Source organism: Pseudomonas sp. LBUM1646 (genome assembly GCF_059716165.1).
In genome coordinates this window covers 1,372,906-1,387,487 of the sequence record NZ_CP166810.1, presented here as the reverse complement: position 1 = coordinate 1,387,487, position 14,582 = coordinate 1,372,906, and the positions used below count along the sequence as shown (strand labels likewise).

16 protein-coding genes are annotated in these 14,582 nt (G+C 58.9%); 2 read left to right on the top strand and 14 right to left on the bottom strand.

Annotated features, from left to right (window positions below; genetic code table 11):
- Positions 1 to 39: 39 nt before the first annotated feature.
- From ACA071_RS06055 to ACA071_RS05995, 13 genes are all read right to left on the bottom strand, one after another.
- The gene (locus ACA071_RS06055) at positions 40 to 639 is read right to left on the bottom strand and encodes a phage tail assembly protein (RefSeq protein ID WP_497643555.1); all 600 of its coding nucleotides are present in this window, start codon (positions 637 to 639) and stop codon (positions 40 to 42) included.
- Positions 640 to 732: 93 nt separating this feature from the next.
- Positions 733 to 1,239 carry a phage major tail tube protein gene (locus tag ACA071_RS06050; RefSeq protein WP_497643554.1) on the bottom strand — a complete coding sequence of 169 codons (507 nt, stop codon included), beginning with the start codon at positions 1,237 to 1,239 and terminating at the stop codon, positions 733 to 735.
- Entirely contained in the window at positions 1,239 to 2,405 is a 1,167-nt protein-coding gene (locus ACA071_RS06045) for a phage tail sheath protein (protein ID WP_497643553.1), read from the bottom strand. Before ACA071_RS06045 ends, ACA071_RS06050 begins: the two co-directional genes overlap by 1 nt.
- Positions 2,406 to 2,407: 2 nt before the next feature.
- On the bottom strand, positions 2,408 to 2,593 hold the full coding sequence (locus ACA071_RS06040; RefSeq protein ID WP_149657352.1) for a hypothetical protein: 186 nt from the start codon (positions 2,591 to 2,593) through the stop codon (positions 2,408 to 2,410).
- Positions 2,594 to 2,690: 97 nt separating this feature from the next.
- The gene (locus ACA071_RS06035) at positions 2,691 to 3,116 is read right to left on the bottom strand and encodes a phage tail assembly chaperone (RefSeq protein ID WP_497643552.1); all 426 of its coding nucleotides are present in this window, start codon (positions 3,114 to 3,116) and stop codon (positions 2,691 to 2,693) included.
- Positions 3,117 to 3,126: 10 nt separating this feature from the next.
- A complete protein-coding gene (locus ACA071_RS06030) occupies positions 3,127 to 5,061 on the bottom strand; it encodes a phage tail protein (protein WP_497643551.1) in 1,935 nt (644 codons plus the stop codon).
- The gene (locus ACA071_RS06025; RefSeq protein ID WP_497643550.1) at positions 5,062 to 5,697 is read right to left on the bottom strand and encodes a phage tail protein I; all 636 of its coding nucleotides are present in this window, start codon (positions 5,695 to 5,697) and stop codon (positions 5,062 to 5,064) included. It lies immediately after the preceding gene.
- A complete protein-coding gene (locus ACA071_RS06020; RefSeq protein ID WP_497643549.1) occupies positions 5,694 to 6,689 on the bottom strand; it encodes a baseplate J/gp47 family protein in 996 nt (331 codons plus the stop codon). Before ACA071_RS06020 ends, ACA071_RS06025 begins: the two co-directional genes overlap by 4 nt.
- Positions 6,686 to 7,018 carry a phage baseplate protein gene (locus ACA071_RS06015; protein WP_497643548.1) on the bottom strand — a complete coding sequence of 111 codons (333 nt, stop codon included), beginning with the start codon at positions 7,016 to 7,018 and terminating at the stop codon, positions 6,686 to 6,688. The genes ACA071_RS06020 and ACA071_RS06015 overlap by 4 nt, the downstream gene beginning before the upstream one ends.
- Positions 7,019 to 7,028: 10 nt before the next feature.
- Complete coding sequence (locus ACA071_RS06010) at positions 7,029 to 7,640, bottom strand: phage baseplate assembly protein V (protein WP_497643547.1); 612 nt, start codon at positions 7,638 to 7,640, stop codon at positions 7,029 to 7,031.
- 3 nt (positions 7,641 to 7,643) lie between these two features.
- Positions 7,644 to 8,150 (bottom strand): hypothetical protein, encoded by a 507-nt coding sequence (locus ACA071_RS06005; protein ID WP_497643546.1) that lies wholly within the window; start codon positions 8,148 to 8,150, stop codon positions 7,644 to 7,646.
- Positions 8,151 to 8,187: 37 nt separating this feature from the next.
- On the bottom strand, positions 8,188 to 8,529 hold the full coding sequence (locus ACA071_RS06000; RefSeq protein WP_497643545.1) for a phage holin family protein: 342 nt from the start codon (positions 8,527 to 8,529) through the stop codon (positions 8,188 to 8,190).
- A 524-nt stretch (positions 8,530 to 9,053) separates the two neighbouring features.
- Positions 9,054 to 9,788, bottom strand: coding sequence for a LexA family transcriptional regulator (locus ACA071_RS05995; RefSeq protein WP_497643544.1), 735 nt, complete (start codon positions 9,786 to 9,788; stop codon positions 9,054 to 9,056).
- A gap of 210 nt (positions 9,789 to 9,998) precedes the next feature.
- Between ACA071_RS05995 and mutS the strand changes: the two genes are divergently transcribed.
- Both mutS and fdxA read left to right on the top strand, forming a co-directional pair.
- A complete protein-coding gene (mutS, locus tag ACA071_RS05990) occupies positions 9,999 to 12,566 on the top strand; it encodes a DNA mismatch repair protein MutS (protein ID WP_497645274.1) in 2,568 nt (855 codons plus the stop codon).
- Positions 12,567 to 12,708: 142 nt separating this feature from the next.
- A complete protein-coding gene (gene fdxA, locus ACA071_RS05985; protein ID WP_497643543.1) occupies positions 12,709 to 13,047 on the top strand; it encodes a ferredoxin FdxA in 339 nt (112 codons plus the stop codon).
- A 459-nt stretch (positions 13,048 to 13,506) separates the two neighbouring features.
- On the opposite strand, the gene rpoS is transcribed toward fdxA, so the two are convergent.
- A complete protein-coding gene (gene rpoS / locus ACA071_RS05980) occupies positions 13,507 to 14,514 on the bottom strand; it encodes an RNA polymerase sigma factor RpoS (RefSeq protein WP_054047143.1) in 1,008 nt (335 codons plus the stop codon).
- Positions 14,515 to 14,582 lie beyond the last annotated feature (68 nt).

Below are 14,582 nucleotides of genomic sequence, written 5' to 3'. Positions count from 1 at the left end.
CCTCACTTACCGAGTAAATGAGCGGTACCACATCGAGGATTACTTCGATGTCGCGCTCCGAAAGAAGTCCGCCGGTTTGTTTAAAAAATCGTCGATGCGCACCTGCAACTGCGTCCAGTCGGGGACGGTCAGCGAGGCCAGATCGGGCAGCATCAGCCCGGTGCAGTGCGCGGTAATGAACTCGGCGCGTTCCTTGGCCGTCTTCAGTTTCTTCATGGCTTTGGTGGCGCGCAGCACGGGCATTTCCAGGCTTAGCGAGGTCATGCTACGGCCCGTCACGTTGAGCGGTTGCAGCAGTCGCACCTGATCGGGATCGTCAGACAGCTCGACGTCCAATACTTCATCAGCCTCGCCAGCCTGCTGCAGGAAATACGACGTTGGCCGAGTCGACATCTCATGCACGTATTGCGCGATGCTCACGTAGTCCGGGCGCTTAAGCTGATCCAGTTCCTTGATCGACAAGCCCGTGGCCAATTTCGCCAGCTCGAAAAACTGATCGTCCTCATCCTCGCCGGCACGGGCCAGAGCCTCTTTTTGCGCGGCGTAAAACAGCGGCTTGAGTTGGATCTGCTCGATCTGCGACTCGTCGTCACCGGTGATCGGCGACAACAGGACATGTTTAGGAGGCATCCAGGACATGAAAGAAAATTCCTTGTGGGTACAAAAAAGCCGCCCGCAGCAGACCAGGACATCGGCGGGTGAAGGCGGCCAGACAGGACGGTGTCGCGAGGGTTACGGCAGCAATACGGCGCGGCGGGCGTCACCCAGAATGTCGACGCCGTTGAGCATGAACTTCTGGGTGCGCACGTCGATGTCGATCACCGGAATACCGTTTTCGATACGGTTGTAGGTGCGGCAAGAGAGCTCCAGCGCCGTCGTGGGCTTTTTGCTCATCTCCATCTTGGTCTCGGTCAGGGTTTTCAGCTTGCCGCCGACGGTGTGGTAGGTGAACCAGGTGTTACCGTCCTGATCCTGACCGGCCTCGCGGACGTTCAGCAGGATGTCGTCACCCAGTTTTACACCCAAGGCCAGCATGATTTCCGGGCCCATGCCCTGGAGGGTCAGGATGCACGTGAGCGCTTTGGCGCTCTTGGCCATTTGCTCGGTGATAAAGCGCCCGCCGCGCATATCTTCCATTTCGAATTCGATCTTCGGTGGCAGGAAATCTTCCACCGTCGCCGACAACGGCAGGCCTTGCAGGGTGGCCGCGATGGCCTGTCTTACGCGGTTGGTAAACATTAGAGAATATCCTCCAGGAACTGCTCGATGATTTCATCGCGGGCGTTGAGTTGGTAAACCATGTGTTCGTTCGGCGCGTAGCGGCCGTAGTCGATGACGATGAACCAGGTGCCGTTCTTGTACTTCTCGACGCTGTTCAATTCCGGGTGCAGGTACACACTGCCGCCCGGGATGGTTTCGTCGGCGACCAGGGTTTGCAACCAGTCGTTGATGCGTTTGACTTCCTGATCCATGAAGGACTTGGTCAGGTTCTTGGCCATGGCTTTCTGCCCGGCTTTCACCAGCTTGCGGCTGATCGCATCTTCGAGGCCGACGTAGCTGATGAACTTGCCGGTGATCGAGCGGTTACCCAGCAGCGAGAAGCCGCCGAGGATGGTGCGGGCGTAGTAGCTGATGCCGTAGCGGTTGAGCAGATCGCCCTCGGTGGAGGTGTCGAGGATGTTGTATTCCACGACCCGCGACACGTCTTCGGCGTAGGTCACCTGGTTGCCCGGGCTCTCCCATTGCTTGACCTTGGCCAGTGCGGCAATCGCCAGGCTGGAAGGCGCGAGGAACACGTTCTTCTTCGCCGCTTTGGAGTAAACGGCCGGCATGTTGTGCACGACCAGGCAACGGTCGAAACCGAGGTCGGCGCCGCCCAATTCCTGGCTGTAAGTCACTTGATCAGCGACCGCGGCGTCCTTGCCGTCGAGCACTACCCGAGCCTTGATGCGCTTGCCGAAGGAAGCGAATTCACTGGCCACAGCCTTGGTGCCGGTGAAGCCTGGAGCACCGATGATGGTCAGGTCTTCCGGCACACCGCCCAGCGCGGCCAGGCCCAGTTTGCGACCGGTCACCGGGTCGATGCCGCCGATCACGTTGTTGATGGTGTCCGCCGGGGCGGTGCCCTCTTCGACGATCACCACATAGATCGGCACCTTCACCACTTTGAGGATTTGGTACACCGCGTGATACAGCGTGCCCGACTCGGCGCCGGTCGGATCGAGCAGGCTTTGAGTGGTGAAGCTGTTGATGCGGAACGGGGAGTTACGCGGAATCAGCGGATCGGCTTTCGGCGCGGTGCCGACCAGGCCAATCACGTTATCGCCCAGGCCACCCATGGCCTCGGGGGATTCAGTGGCATTGACGGTAATGCCGTTGTGCTCGAAGTTCAAAACCTCAGCCATGGTTATTCAGCCTTCTTGGCAGCGGCCTTTTTGGCCTGGGTGGATGTGGATTTCAGCTCCAGGCGACCGGCGCTGAGCAGTGCATTGGCTTCGACGTCGAGCAGGTCAAGGTCCTGGCCAGCGGTCGACCAGTGACCACGCCCGACGGGGAACGGGACGAGGACGGTGTAGGTTTGGCGTTCTGCCATTTGGGTTTCTCCAGAGACGAAAAAGCCCCTTGGTTTTAGGAAGGGGCTGTTGGGTGTTGATTAGCGGATAAGAAAACGCCCCGACGGTGCGGGGCGTTTATTGAAGCGATCCAGTCAACCAGGGCGGCGCAACCGGGCGGTGATTCGCCAGGGGAAACTCAGTCCCTTGAGGCCAGTCACGCAATAAGCGGCGATAGACTTGCAGCTCAGCGTATTGCTCAGCCGTGAGGGTGGTCGCAATGCCTTCCTCCAGTTCGTCGCGGTGGCGGGAAACCACACCGTCGGTGACGGAAAGCCGCAAATCACGCCATGCGCGCTCGACCACTGCGGTGTCTTCCAAGGAAGGCGGCGGCGAATCGACCAATACCGGATATCCATCATCACCCCAGGTAATCACCAGGCCTTTCGACTGCCCCGCCAGTAGCTCAGCGTGACGCTCTTCAGAGATTTCAACCACGTCGTCCGGCATCCAGGCATGGGTTGCTGTGTCGTAGAACCCCCGGGTTTCTTTTGAAGCAAACATAGACTTCTCCTTAGTAGCCGATGGCAATCCAGTCATGCACCAATGTCGCGGCCTGCGGGTTATAAAGATTGAATCCTGTTGTCGATTTTGAGTTGATTCCTGTCATGTAATAGTTCGCCGTGGAGGTCAGCCAAAACCCAAGAGTTACGACCAAAGCAGCGTTAGGAAATGCGATGGGGAACACAATCGGGTTGTTGCCCGTCGAGGCCGACGCAGCTTTAACGCCCCACTGGATAATCATTCCGCCCGGTAGCTTCTGATAACCATTTGTAGCTAACGATGAAGCAAACTCGTTTGAATACTTCAGAGAAGAAACGCCTTCCTCAACGACATAGTTGAGATCGCCGCAAGTAAATACGACGTTAGAGCCGCTTTGAATCGTAACGCTCGTGAGCGACTTGGCAAGCGCTACAATCGTGTCGGCACCTTGACGATTGACAGTGATGTCACCGGTTCCAATATTGAGAATGTAGAACTTGGTCCCGACAGGGCTCGCGACCAATGGCGGCAGGGTAAGCGTCCCCGGCCCGGTGACGACAATCCTGCGCCCGGCCATAGCGGGAGTCAGCGAGGCAGGAAGAGCAGCGATGGTCGTTTGTCCACTGAAACTCCCTTGGGCACGCTGCACAAACTGCGTGGATGCTGTCCGATTACTGCTATCAAACTGCGGGACAGCAGCGCTAACCACCATATTACCGCCGCTGACGTACCACGCCCCCGAGCCGGTAGTATTGCTGAGTAACGTCAACTCAAGAAGGTCGCCATAGAGCATCGACATACTCGGCACGCTAACGGACTGCCCAGGATCGGCACCGTAGATAACGTCAGTACCAGCACGGGTTATCGCCGCCGTTGCCGTGTTGTAACTGTTGATCGTTACCGTCGCCCCCACCGGCAGACTGACGGCTGATGGGAGATTGATGGTACTTGCCACACTACCAAACAGCGCGAACAACTGACCGACAGAAGTAGCCGGGATCGCCCCGCTACCGTTGATGCTGGTACTGACGGAAAACTGCTTACCTTGACGCTTCACAAACTCAGTCGTTGCGAGCCACTTGCTGCTATCGAATTGAGGCGGTGTAAATGTCGCCGTGGGACTGATCAATACCGGCGAATTGAGCGGTGCGAAACCTTGCGTCACGTTCTGGAACGTCAGCGCCGTGGTGCCCAGGACAATCACCCCGTCAGTGACCAGTTGCCAGCGAGTGTAGGCCTGCGTCGCCCCCTGCTCTACGGAGACGGCCAAGGCCGGCGTCACCTCTGCGCTTATGTCCGCGTCTTTCGCTCGAACCCAGGCAGCAACCGCCGCCACATAAATGCCGTTATCTTTCGCGGCCGTCTGGTTTTTAACCAGAACACGATCACCCGCAACTACGGCCACGCCATCGATTGTTTGAGGCCCGGCGAGCGTAATGTTGGCGGTAGTCGCTACACGCACCGATTGCTTGCTGTCGAGTTTGGCGAGTTCGTCCGCGACATAGGAAGTCACCCACGCACGCGTCGCTTTAACCACGGTGTCGTCAATCAACAACGTTACTAACGACGCATTACTGGTCTCGAAAATCGAGCGAATGTAAAACTCTTTGCCCGACCCCGACGTTGCCAAAACCGGTTTGAACGACTCCGGGTATTTGACGATGGCATAGAGAATGCCGGTATCGGTCCAGATCCCGGCCTCACGCACATACCAGCCGCCAACATCCGGCGGGATGGTCACTTCAGCGAGCAACCAGCTCGGATTTTTCTCATCCTGGAACAGTGCATTGAGCGGCCCGCGCCAGACTTCGCGCTTGAGCGCGGTGTCGGTTGCCGCCGGGTTGTAAACCGCGCCACCGCCGTCGCCGACGGAAATCTGTGACAACTTGATCGGCAGGCCCGCCGCTTTGCAGGCAGTTTCGTAGGCGATCCCCGCGTTGGTAAGCAGGGTGTAGTAGTCGGCCATTTAGGACCCCTGAGGATAAATAGTGGAGGTTTCGACGGTGTAGAACCCGGCGGCCATGAAGACCTGGCCCGAGGCTTCGAGCCCTTCGATGACAATCGGATAAACCGTGGTCAGTTCGCCGCACACGGTGGCGGCGGCGATGACGTGATTGCCGAAGGCGCTCAGGCCGACGGAGACGGTCAAGGTGTCGCGTTCGCTTTTGGCGTCGGCCAGGCGTCGGTCAAGACGCGCATCGATTTCTTCGCTGTAGGGCTGCTCGGAAAAAGCCCTGACGGAAAAACTGTAAGGCTGGCCCGCAGGCGACTGTTCGTACCAGGCGCGCACCTCGGGAATCAGTTGCAAACCTTTGGCCGCGTTTTCCAGGGCCTTTCGAGTACCGGCCTGTCGCGCAGTGGGCCAGGCGAGTTCTACCGTTAACCGTTTTTCAGACTCGCCAGCCTCAGAGCTCCATTCACTGACCCCGCGATCCGCGCCGAGGTACGGCAGGAACGCCAACGGTGTTTCGGTGGGGTTCATCAACTGCGGAAACGGAGGGGTAATGCGCTCAAGCAATCGGCCGAAACCAAGATCAAGCACTCTTTCCAGCGGCGAACTGTTGGCCGGCAACAGGCTTGGGCGAGGTGAGTCGTCACTCATAACGTGTCCACCTCAACCTCGACACCCGTGCAGTACGGGGCTTGAAATGCGCTGGTCACGATTGGCGCCAGCGGCTCCAGGATTTGCAGTTGCACCGCGCCGGCGCTGTGCAGCGTGTAGTCGATCCAGCTCGGGTCGACTCGCCCTTCCAGGCGATGACAAGTATCGGCATAGGCTTGCAACTGCTGTTGCGCGGCGACCTTGGTCAACCCCGAATCAGGACCGGCGTTGATCTTCGCCACCACACGGATTTTGTAGTTCTTGATTTGCGCGCCCTGCACCGTGACCAGGTCTGTTTCGGGACGTACATCCGGCCGGGCGAAATGCTGGCGAACACCGTCGAGCAGGTCGGCGGATGGCGTGCCATCGCCCTCCCGGGCCAGCACTGTGACCATCACTTCGCCGGGCGCAGTGCGGCGTCCGTTGCCGTCCTTGACCTGCGCGGCATAGCCGTCCGGGTCGAAGGTGTAGGTGACTGTCACCACGCCCGCCGCGGCGGTTTCGACCTTCACCGCCGGCCGTTCGCCTAGGGTGAATACTTCCCGGCGATACTGCATCCGCGAACCCGCTGCCGGGGCATGGGGCGCCAGGTAATAACGCAAACGTGCATCGTCGTCGCTTTCGAAAACCGGGGGGATCGGCGGGAATGCCGCCGGGTCGCCCGGGTCCAGCAGTTGACGCTCGAGGCCCATGTCCGCCAACCGCGCATCGAGGTTGCTGCCGGTAGCCCACCACGCCAGCATCTGCTTGATCCGGGCGTTATATTTGCGTTCCTGGGTTTGCAGCCGCACACAAAAAGCCTCAAGGGCCAGGGTCAGCAATTCGCTTTCGTTTTCCAGGCTGACCAGCAGTTTTGCCGCGCTCTCGGGAGAGCGGGCGCCGACGTATTCAACGACGAAGGTCTTGAACTCGGCGAGCAAGTCCTCGAAGACTTCGACGGTGACGATGGCTGGCTCGGCCAACTGGTTCTGGCCGGGGATCAACATACTCATGTCACCACCTCGAAGGATTGTTGACGGTTTTTCCAGGTACCGGCGAAGCGCAGCAACAACCCCGCGCCATGGCGGCTGGCCACGATGACCTGCGGTTGAAAATCGTCGATGCCGTTCTGTTTGCTGTAGAACGCCTGTGCGGCATGACTCTGGGCCAGGATCAGCACGTCGTCGCCGAGGTTCTGCCCGAGCAATTCGGGGAGTGTGCTTCCGTACAGAGGACGTTTCTGACGAGTGCCCAACGGCGTGGTCAAGGCCCGGGTGGCGCGCTGCACAAACTGCAGCCAGTCGTCGACGGTGGCTCCGGTGTTTCTATCGATTCCGATCATGGGAAACTCTTTATGCGGTACTGATGACACGGCCCTGGTGATCCACCACCGGACCGCTCAGGTGCACACCGGCAGCGTCGATCAGCAAACCGACCGCGCCCAGTTGCAAAGTGATCGCCTGGGGCGTCATCGCCAGTCGGGCCGGGCCGATGCTCAGTTCAAGTGATTCGCGAGAACCGGTGAAGGCCGCCGGGCCGTTGTTCCAGTGCAAGACATGGCTGGCGTCGTCGTAGCCACTTTCCGTGCCGTCCTGATAGAGGCGACGGGTCAGCGAAGCCTGTGTCGAAGCCGGAGGGAACTGGTCGCCGTTAAGGCCGAACAGCGCGACGGATTGGCCACCGCCCTCACCGCCGCCGTGGTTCAGCAGCAGGCATTGCTCGCCGACGGAGGGGATCCGCGACTCGCGTTGTGCCCCGGCACTCGGGTTGAAAAAACGGATGGCCGGGGTCAACAATTCACCGTGGCGCACCTTGCAGGTGTTGCTGGCGGCATCGACTTCCTGGCACACGCCGATCCGACAAAAACTGTCGGCGCGCCGATACAGGTCCTCCAGCTCGGTCTCCATCTGCGCCAGGCGCTCGATGATCGGACCCAGTTGCATGCGTAACAGCGCGTCAAACATGGGCTAGTCCTCGAGGGCGGTGTATTGATCCGGGTCGTCGATGTTCGAGACTTCCCAGGTCCGGACGAATTTCGGGATGCCCGTCGGGTCTTCCAGCAGCAGCGGCCCGAGGTACAGCGTCTGGGTGAATGAAACGGTCCAGGCGTTGTATTCCCGGGTGCCGCTAAGGAAGGTGGACGGCAGGACGTTGATGCTCAGCGGCAGGTCGCATTGATCGGCCGGCAGTTTCCAGCTGTTGTCGGTGATGAGGTTTTTCAGGTCGCTGGCCAGGTCGCAGGTCGATAGCCCTGTCGCGGACGACACGATTTGCAATGAAATGCTCAGGACATGGGCGATGCGTCCGTTATTGGCGCGGCTGCCCGGCGCATCTTGCTCGATGGTGATAAACACCCATGTCGAGTCGTCGGTAAAGTCTTGAGGACTCCCGACCTTCACGGCGGGAATGGCGATGCGCAACGCCTCGGTAATGGCCAACACAAGCTGTGAAGGTTTTTCGATGACAACGGGCATTAATGGCCTCCTGTTTCGGTAGCACGGGTCGAGCTTTTTACTGTTGATCCGAACGCGGCGGGACGTCGCAGACACCAATCCGCTTCGCCGCCCAACGCTCATAAAGCCCAATGGCCACGTCCGCCCCCGCCATCGCCGTGAGGCAGCCAAACGCACATGCGGCCCAGATCGACACGCCGGCGGCGTACAGCAACATGATCGCGGAGACCCCGCAGATCACGCAGGCCCCGGAGCGCAACGCCAGGCGCCGCAACAGCGCCCAGCCTCGGGCGCCTTCCTTGTCGGCGCGCCACATTTCGCCGGACACCCCGCCCACCAGGGCGAGGACGATGACAAGCCAGATCGGCATGTCCAGCAACGCTTGTTGCTCGTTTGTCATGTCACGCCTCCGTAGGTAATTGATGAGTGATGCAGGTTGGTTTCAAACGATGTTTCTTCAGGTAGGCATTCCAAAAAGCCCGGCAATCGCCGGGCTTTTCAGCAATGCGGTCCTTCGCCTTCCCTTTAATCCTGTGTGCGAAAAAGGAAGCTGACTTTTCGGCGCTACTGGCGCGGTACGAGTCCATTCAAATTGTTTTTCCGACCGCGGTCCCTGCCCGCCGGATAACTGCTTCTGGTGCTTTACGCTGCACACCCGGGTCAGTTGCCAACCCTCTGAACCGTTGAGGCCGGTTCATCGCTGCCTTTGTGGTGGAACTAAAGAGCTTCGTTTCGAGCTGCTTTGTTGAGCGGCTTGAGACAAAGAATATGCATGGATGCATATACAGTCAATGCATAAATGCATTTATTTATGCGAAGTCAATGCACAGGCGCATGAAAGCCCCGGCAGCAAAGGCGCTGGATGGCTTTCGGCAGGCGAAAAAAAACCCGCCGGGTGGCGGGTTTTATCTGACAGCGTTGAGGTTAGCGGGCGTACATGCCCCACCAGAAGACGTGACCGAGGATGACGATCTGCTCTTCCTGGATTTCCTGGAAGGTGTAGTCCTCGTCCGGGTGCTCATCGCGATTGAAGCTGCGCAAACGAATACCGGTGGGTAGGCGATAAAGCTGTTTCACCCGCAACTGGCCGTTATGGTTGATCGCGTACAGGTCGCCGTCGACGATGTCGCCAATTCCGCATTTACCGGCATTCACACCGACCGTGGCACCATCGCGCAGCACCGGCAACATACTGTTGCCGCGCACCGTCACGCACTTGGCCTGGTCGAACTGCACGCCGTTGTGACGCAGACTGCGCTTGCCGAAGCGCAAGCTGGAGCGCTCGCTTTCTTCGATGACGAATCTTCCTGATCCCGCAGCCAATTCAACCTCGCGAAGAAAGGGGACCGACACCTCGTCGTCATCGACAGGGGTATCGTCGTCCCACAAGCTTATGTCCTTGAGTTCGGAATGTATGGGCTCGCGCCCTATACCTGCGGCCGGCGCAACATCCGCGCGCCCGCGCAATTGATCGGTGCTCACGGCGAAGTATTCGGCGATTTTCGAGATGTGCTTATCCGAAGGATCGACGATCTTCCCGCTGAGGATGCGCGAGAGTGTGGATTGAGGCACGCCGGTGCGACGGTGAAGCTCCGTGGGGGAGATCCCGTGCTGATCGAGCAGCGCTCTTAAGACTGAAGAAACATTGCGTTTTTGCATAACGCGAATAGTGCTTGATCTTTTTCCGGAAAACAAATGCAGATATGCATAAAACGCAAAAAATAGTCGTAATAGGCCACAGAGCCTAGATGCCTGCGTCCGGCAGACCGCTCATGTTAACCTTGCGCCCATCGCGGAAAAGCCGGGCCGATGCCCCTCCTTTGCCCTACACCTTTCAACGAGTTTTCCTGATTTCCGATGAATAAAGCTATCTCCGATCTGTCCTCGCACACGCCGATGATGCAGCAATACTGGCGCCTGAAGAATCAGCACCCTGACCAGCTGATGTTCTACCGCATGGGTGACTTCTACGAGATCTTCTATGAAGACGCGAAGAAGGCCGCCAAGTTGCTGGACATCACCCTGACCGCCCGTGGGCAATCGGCCGGCCAGGCGATTCCGATGTGTGGGATTCCTTACCACGCCGCCGAAGGTTACCTGGCGAAACTGGTTAAGCTCGGCGAGTCGGTAGTGATCTGCGAGCAGGTCGGCGACCCGGCTACCAGCAAGGGGCCGGTGGATCGTCAGGTGGTGCGGATCATCACGCCGGGTACAGTCAGTGATGAAGCGTTGCTGGATGAGCGTCGGGACAACTTGATCGCGGCGGTGCTGGGCGACGAGCGTCTGTTCGGTCTGGCGGTGCTGGACATCACCAGCGGCAACTTCACCGTGCTGGAGATCAAAGGCTGGGAAAACCTGTTGGCGGAACTGGAGCGGGTCAATCCGGTGGAGCTGATGATCCCGGATGATTGGCCGAAGGACCTGCCGGCGGAAAAACGCCGTGGGGTTCGTCGTCGGGCGCCGTGGGATTTTGAGCGCGACACTGCGCTGAAAAGTCTCTGCCAGCAGTTTTCCACCCAAGACCTTAAAGGCTTCGGCTGCGAGAACCTGACCCTGGCCATCGGCGCTGCCGGTTGCCTGCTCAGCTATGCCAAGGAAACCCAGCGCACTGCCCTGCCGCACTTGCGCAGCCTGCGTCATGAACGTCTGGACGACACCGTGGTGCTGGACGGCGCGAGTCGTCGCAACCTGGAACTGGACACCAACCTGGCCGGTGGCCGCGAGAACACCCTCCAATCAGTGGTCGATCGCTGCCAGACCGCCATGGGCAGCCGTTTGCTGACCCGCTGGCTGAACCGTCCGCTGCGGGATTTGACCGTGTTGCTGGCGCGTCAGACCTCGATCACCTGCCTGCTCGACGGCTACCGTTTCGAAAAGCTGCAACCACAGCTCAAGGAAATCGGCGACATCGAGCGGATTCTGGCGCGGATCGGCCTGCGTAATGCCCGCCCTCGTGACCTGGCGCGTCTGCGCGATGCCCTCGGCGCACTGCCCGAGTTGCAAGTGGCGATGACCGAACTCGAAGCCCCGCACATCATTCAACTGGCCGCGACCACCAGCACTTACCCGGAACTGGCGGCGTTGCTGGAAAAAGCCATTATCGACAACCCGCCGGCGGTCATCCGTGACGGCGGCGTGTTGAAAACCGGTTACGACGCCGAGCTGGACGATTTGCAATCGCTCAGCGAAAACGCCGGGCAGTTCCTGATCGACCTCGAAGCCCGCGAGAAGGCTCGTACCGGTCTGTCGCACCTGAAAGTCGGCTACAACCGCATTCATGGTTACTTCATCGAGTTGCCAAGCAAGCAGGCAGAGTCGGCGCCGGCAGACTACATCCGTCGCCAGACGCTCAAAGGCGCCGAGCGTTTCATCACGCCGGAGTTGAAGGCGTTCGAAGACAAGGCGCTGTCAGCCAAGAGCCGCGCCCTGGCCCGCGAGAAGATGCTTTACGAAGCGCTGCTCGAGGATCTGATTTCGCAACTGCCGCCGTTGCAGGACACCGCCGCCGCACTGGCCGAACTGGACGTGCTGAGCAACCTCGCCGAACGCGCGCTGAACCTCGACCTGAACTGCCCGCGCTTCGTCGACGAGCCGTGCATGCGCATCAGCCAGGGTCGTCACCCGGTGGTCGAGCAAGTGCTGAGCACGCCGTTCGTGGCCAACGACCTGAGCCTCGACGACAATACGCGCATGCTGGTGATCACCGGTCCGAACATGGGCGGTAAATCCACCTACATGCGTCAGACCGCGTTGATTGTGTTGCTGGCACATATCGGCAGCTTCGTACCGGCGGCCAGTTGTGAATTGTCCCTGGTGGATCGCATCTTCACCCGGATCGGTTCCAGCGATGATTTGGCGGGCGGCCGCTCGACCTTCATGGTCGAGATGAGCGAAACCGCGAACATCCTGCACAACGCCACCGAACGCAGTCTGGTGCTGATGGACGAAGTCGGACGCGGCACCAGCACCTTCGATGGTCTGTCCCTGGCCTGGGCTGCGGCCGAGCGTCTGGCGCATCTGCGCGCCTACACGCTGTTCGCCACTCACTACTTCGAATTGACAGTGTTGCCGGAAGCCCAGCCGCTGGTGGCCAACGTGCACCTCAATGCGACCGAGCACAACGAACGCATCGTGTTCCTGCACCATGTGCTGCCGGGGCCTGCCAGCCAGAGCTACGGCCTGGCCGTCGCGCAGTTGGCCGGTGTACCGAGCGAAGTGATCGTGCGTGCTCGTGAGCACTTGGGTCGACTGGAAGCCACAGCCCTGCCCCACGAAGTGCCCAAGGCTGTCAAAGGCAAACCGGCGGCGCCGCAGCAGAGCGACATGTTCGCCAGTCTGCCGCATCCGGTGCTGGATGAACTGGCCAAACTGGATCTGGACGATATGAGTCCGCGTCGCGCGCTCGAAATGCTCTATACACTAAAGACACGGATCTAACGCACTTGCGTGCAAGCTGTTAGAATCTCGCGCGGTTTGGGATGCTGCTGGCTCATAGCCTGGCCAGCAGACTATCGCTCCCGAACCTGGCGACCCCAACGTGAAGGGGCTCCGCTGCCGCCGCCTGAGGAGAAAATTAGAAATGACCTTCGTCGTCACCGACAACTGCATCAAGTGCAAGTACACCGACTGCGTAGAAGTCTGTCCGGTGGACTGCTTTTACGAAGGCCCGAATTTCCTGGTGATTCACCCGGATGAGTGCATCGACTGCGCACTGTGCGAACCAGAATGCCCGGCCGTGGCCATCTTCTCCGAAGATGAAGTCCCGGAAGACATGCAGGAATTCATTCAGCTTAACGTTGATCTGGCCGAAATCTGGCCGAACATCACCGAGAAGAAAGAATCGATGCCTGATGCAGAAGTGTTTGATCGCGTGCTTAACAAATCTGTAGGCAGCAAGCTGAAAGACCTCGAACGCTGATTTACCCCGCGTTCTCGAAAAGGCCCCTTGCGGGCCTTTTTGCTTTTTTCAAGGCAAAAAAAGGGGCGGTTTGACCCGCCCACATTTTTTCCCTATTCCCTGTATTCCTTTTCATCGTCCTGATGAACCGCGTCCTGCGATGTCCTTTCCCCTCTTCCTTGAAGGGCGTGTCGATCCGTCGACACAACCCAGATACTAGAGAATTCCCCGGCATGAGCAACCGCCCTTCACGGCTGAAACGGCTTGTCATATGCGCGAAACAAAACAAAATAACCATATAAAACAGCCAGTTAAAATGATGCTGCGGTCGAAATAGACAACTGCCAACCTGTAAAAATAACGAACACTTACGAAAGAGTAAGCAAAGTCTTACAACGCGAGTCTACGAACCCGATATTTCTCCCAGGCAGCAAAAAGCCCCGAACCAGTCGGGGCTTTTGGGTGCCATTGAGTGAAGGCTTATTGAAACAGCGACTCACTCGACAGGCCGTTCTTCTCGAGAATCTCTCGAAGGCGTTTGAGCCCTTCCACCTGGATTTGCCTGACCCGCTCCCGGGTCAAACCGATTTCCAGGCCTACATCTTCAAGCGTACTGCTCTCGTGACCGCGCAGGCCGAAGCGGCGTATGACCACCTCGCGTTGCTTGTCGGTCAGCTCCGAGAGCCACTGATCGATGCTCTGGGACAGGTCATCGTCCTGCAGCAGTTCGCATGGATCGGTTGGACGATCGTCGGTAAGGGTGTCCAGTAGGGTTTTATCCGAATCCGGACCCAGCGAGACGTCGACCGAAGAAACCCGCTCGTTCAGGCCGAGCATACGCTTGACCTCGCCTACCGGTTTTTCCAGCAGGTTGGCGATTTCTTCGGGTGAAGGTTCGTGATCGAGCTTTTGCGTCAGCTCCCGTGCAGCCCGCAGGTACACGTTCAGCTCTTTGACCACATGGATCGGCAACCGGATGGTCCGGGTCTGATTCATGATCGCGCGCTCGATGGTTTGACGAATCCACCAGGTTGCGTAGGTCGAAAAGCGGAAGCCGCGCTCAGGGTCGAACTTTTCCACGGCCCGGATCAGCCCGAGGTTGCCCTCTTCGATCAGGTCCAGCAGCGACAAGCCACGATTGACGTAACGCCGGGCGATTTTCACCACCAGCCGAAGGTTACTTTCAATCATGCGTTTGCGCCCGGCCGGATCTCCACTTTGCGACAAGCGCGCAAAATGAACTTCTTCTTCCGGAGAGAGCAGTGGGGAAAAGCCGATTTCGTTGAGGTACAGCTGCGTGGCATCGAGTGCCCGAGTGTAGTCGATGTACTTGTGTTGCTTTAGCGAAGCGGAGTGTTTGGATTTGGCACGAACGGAAGGCGGTGCAGCCCCTTCATCATTCGACATCGAATCCGTAGCGATGCCGGTCTCCATAAGGAGAACCTCATCGTCGATGTCAAACTCCGGCACTTCTTTACTGAGAGCCATTGTTATAGTCCTTTGGTGAGTTCGACCTCAAGCTCAAGCGGCGCCTTTATCCTTGGCAACGCTGGAGC

Bases quoted from the DNA above. Each gene is read 5' to 3' on its own strand.
- ACA071_RS06020 (WP_497643549.1), bottom strand. From the start codon at position 6,689: ATGAGTATGTTGATCCCCGGCCAGAACCAGTTGGCCGAGCCAGCCATC.
- ACA071_RS06005 (WP_497643546.1), bottom strand. From the start codon at position 8,150: ATGCCCGTTGTCATCGAAAAACCTTCACAGCTTGTGTTGGCCATTACC.
- fdxA (WP_497643543.1), top strand. From the start codon at position 12,709: ATGACCTTCGTCGTCACCGACAACTGCATCAAGTGCAAGTACACCGAC.
- ACA071_RS06035 (WP_497643552.1), bottom strand. From the start codon at position 3,116: ATGTTTGCTTCAAAAGAAACCCGGGGGTTCTACGACACAGCAACCCAT.
- ACA071_RS06055 (WP_497643555.1), bottom strand. From the start codon at position 639: ATGTCCTGGATGCCTCCTAAACATGTCCTGTTGTCGCCGATCACCGGT.
- ACA071_RS06000 (WP_497643545.1), bottom strand. From the start codon at position 8,529: ATGACAAACGAGCAACAAGCGTTGCTGGACATGCCGATCTGGCTTGTC.
- ACA071_RS06025 (WP_497643550.1), bottom strand. From the start codon at position 5,697: ATGAGTGACGACTCACCTCGCCCAAGCCTGTTGCCGGCCAACAGTTCG.
- ACA071_RS06045 (WP_497643553.1), bottom strand. From the start codon at position 2,405: ATGGCTGAGGTTTTGAACTTCGAGCACAACGGCATTACCGTCAATGCC.
- rpoS (WP_054047143.1), bottom strand. From the start codon at position 14,514: ATGGCTCTCAGTAAAGAAGTGCCGGAGTTTGACATCGACGATGAGGTT.
- ACA071_RS06015 (WP_497643548.1), bottom strand. From the start codon at position 7,018: ATGATCGGAATCGATAGAAACACCGGAGCCACCGTCGACGACTGGCTG.
- ACA071_RS06030 (WP_497643551.1), bottom strand. From the start codon at position 5,061: ATGGCCGACTACTACACCCTGCTTACCAACGCGGGGATCGCCTACGAA.
- ACA071_RS06050 (WP_497643554.1), bottom strand. From the start codon at position 1,239: ATGTTTACCAACCGCGTAAGACAGGCCATCGCGGCCACCCTGCAAGGC.
- ACA071_RS06040 (WP_149657352.1), bottom strand. From the start codon at position 2,593: ATGGCAGAACGCCAAACCTACACCGTCCTCGTCCCGTTCCCCGTCGGG.
- ACA071_RS05995 (WP_497643544.1), bottom strand. From the start codon at position 9,788: ATGCAAAAACGCAATGTTTCTTCAGTCTTAAGAGCGCTGCTCGATCAG.
- ACA071_RS06010 (WP_497643547.1), bottom strand. From the start codon at position 7,640: ATGTTTGACGCGCTGTTACGCATGCAACTGGGTCCGATCATCGAGCGC.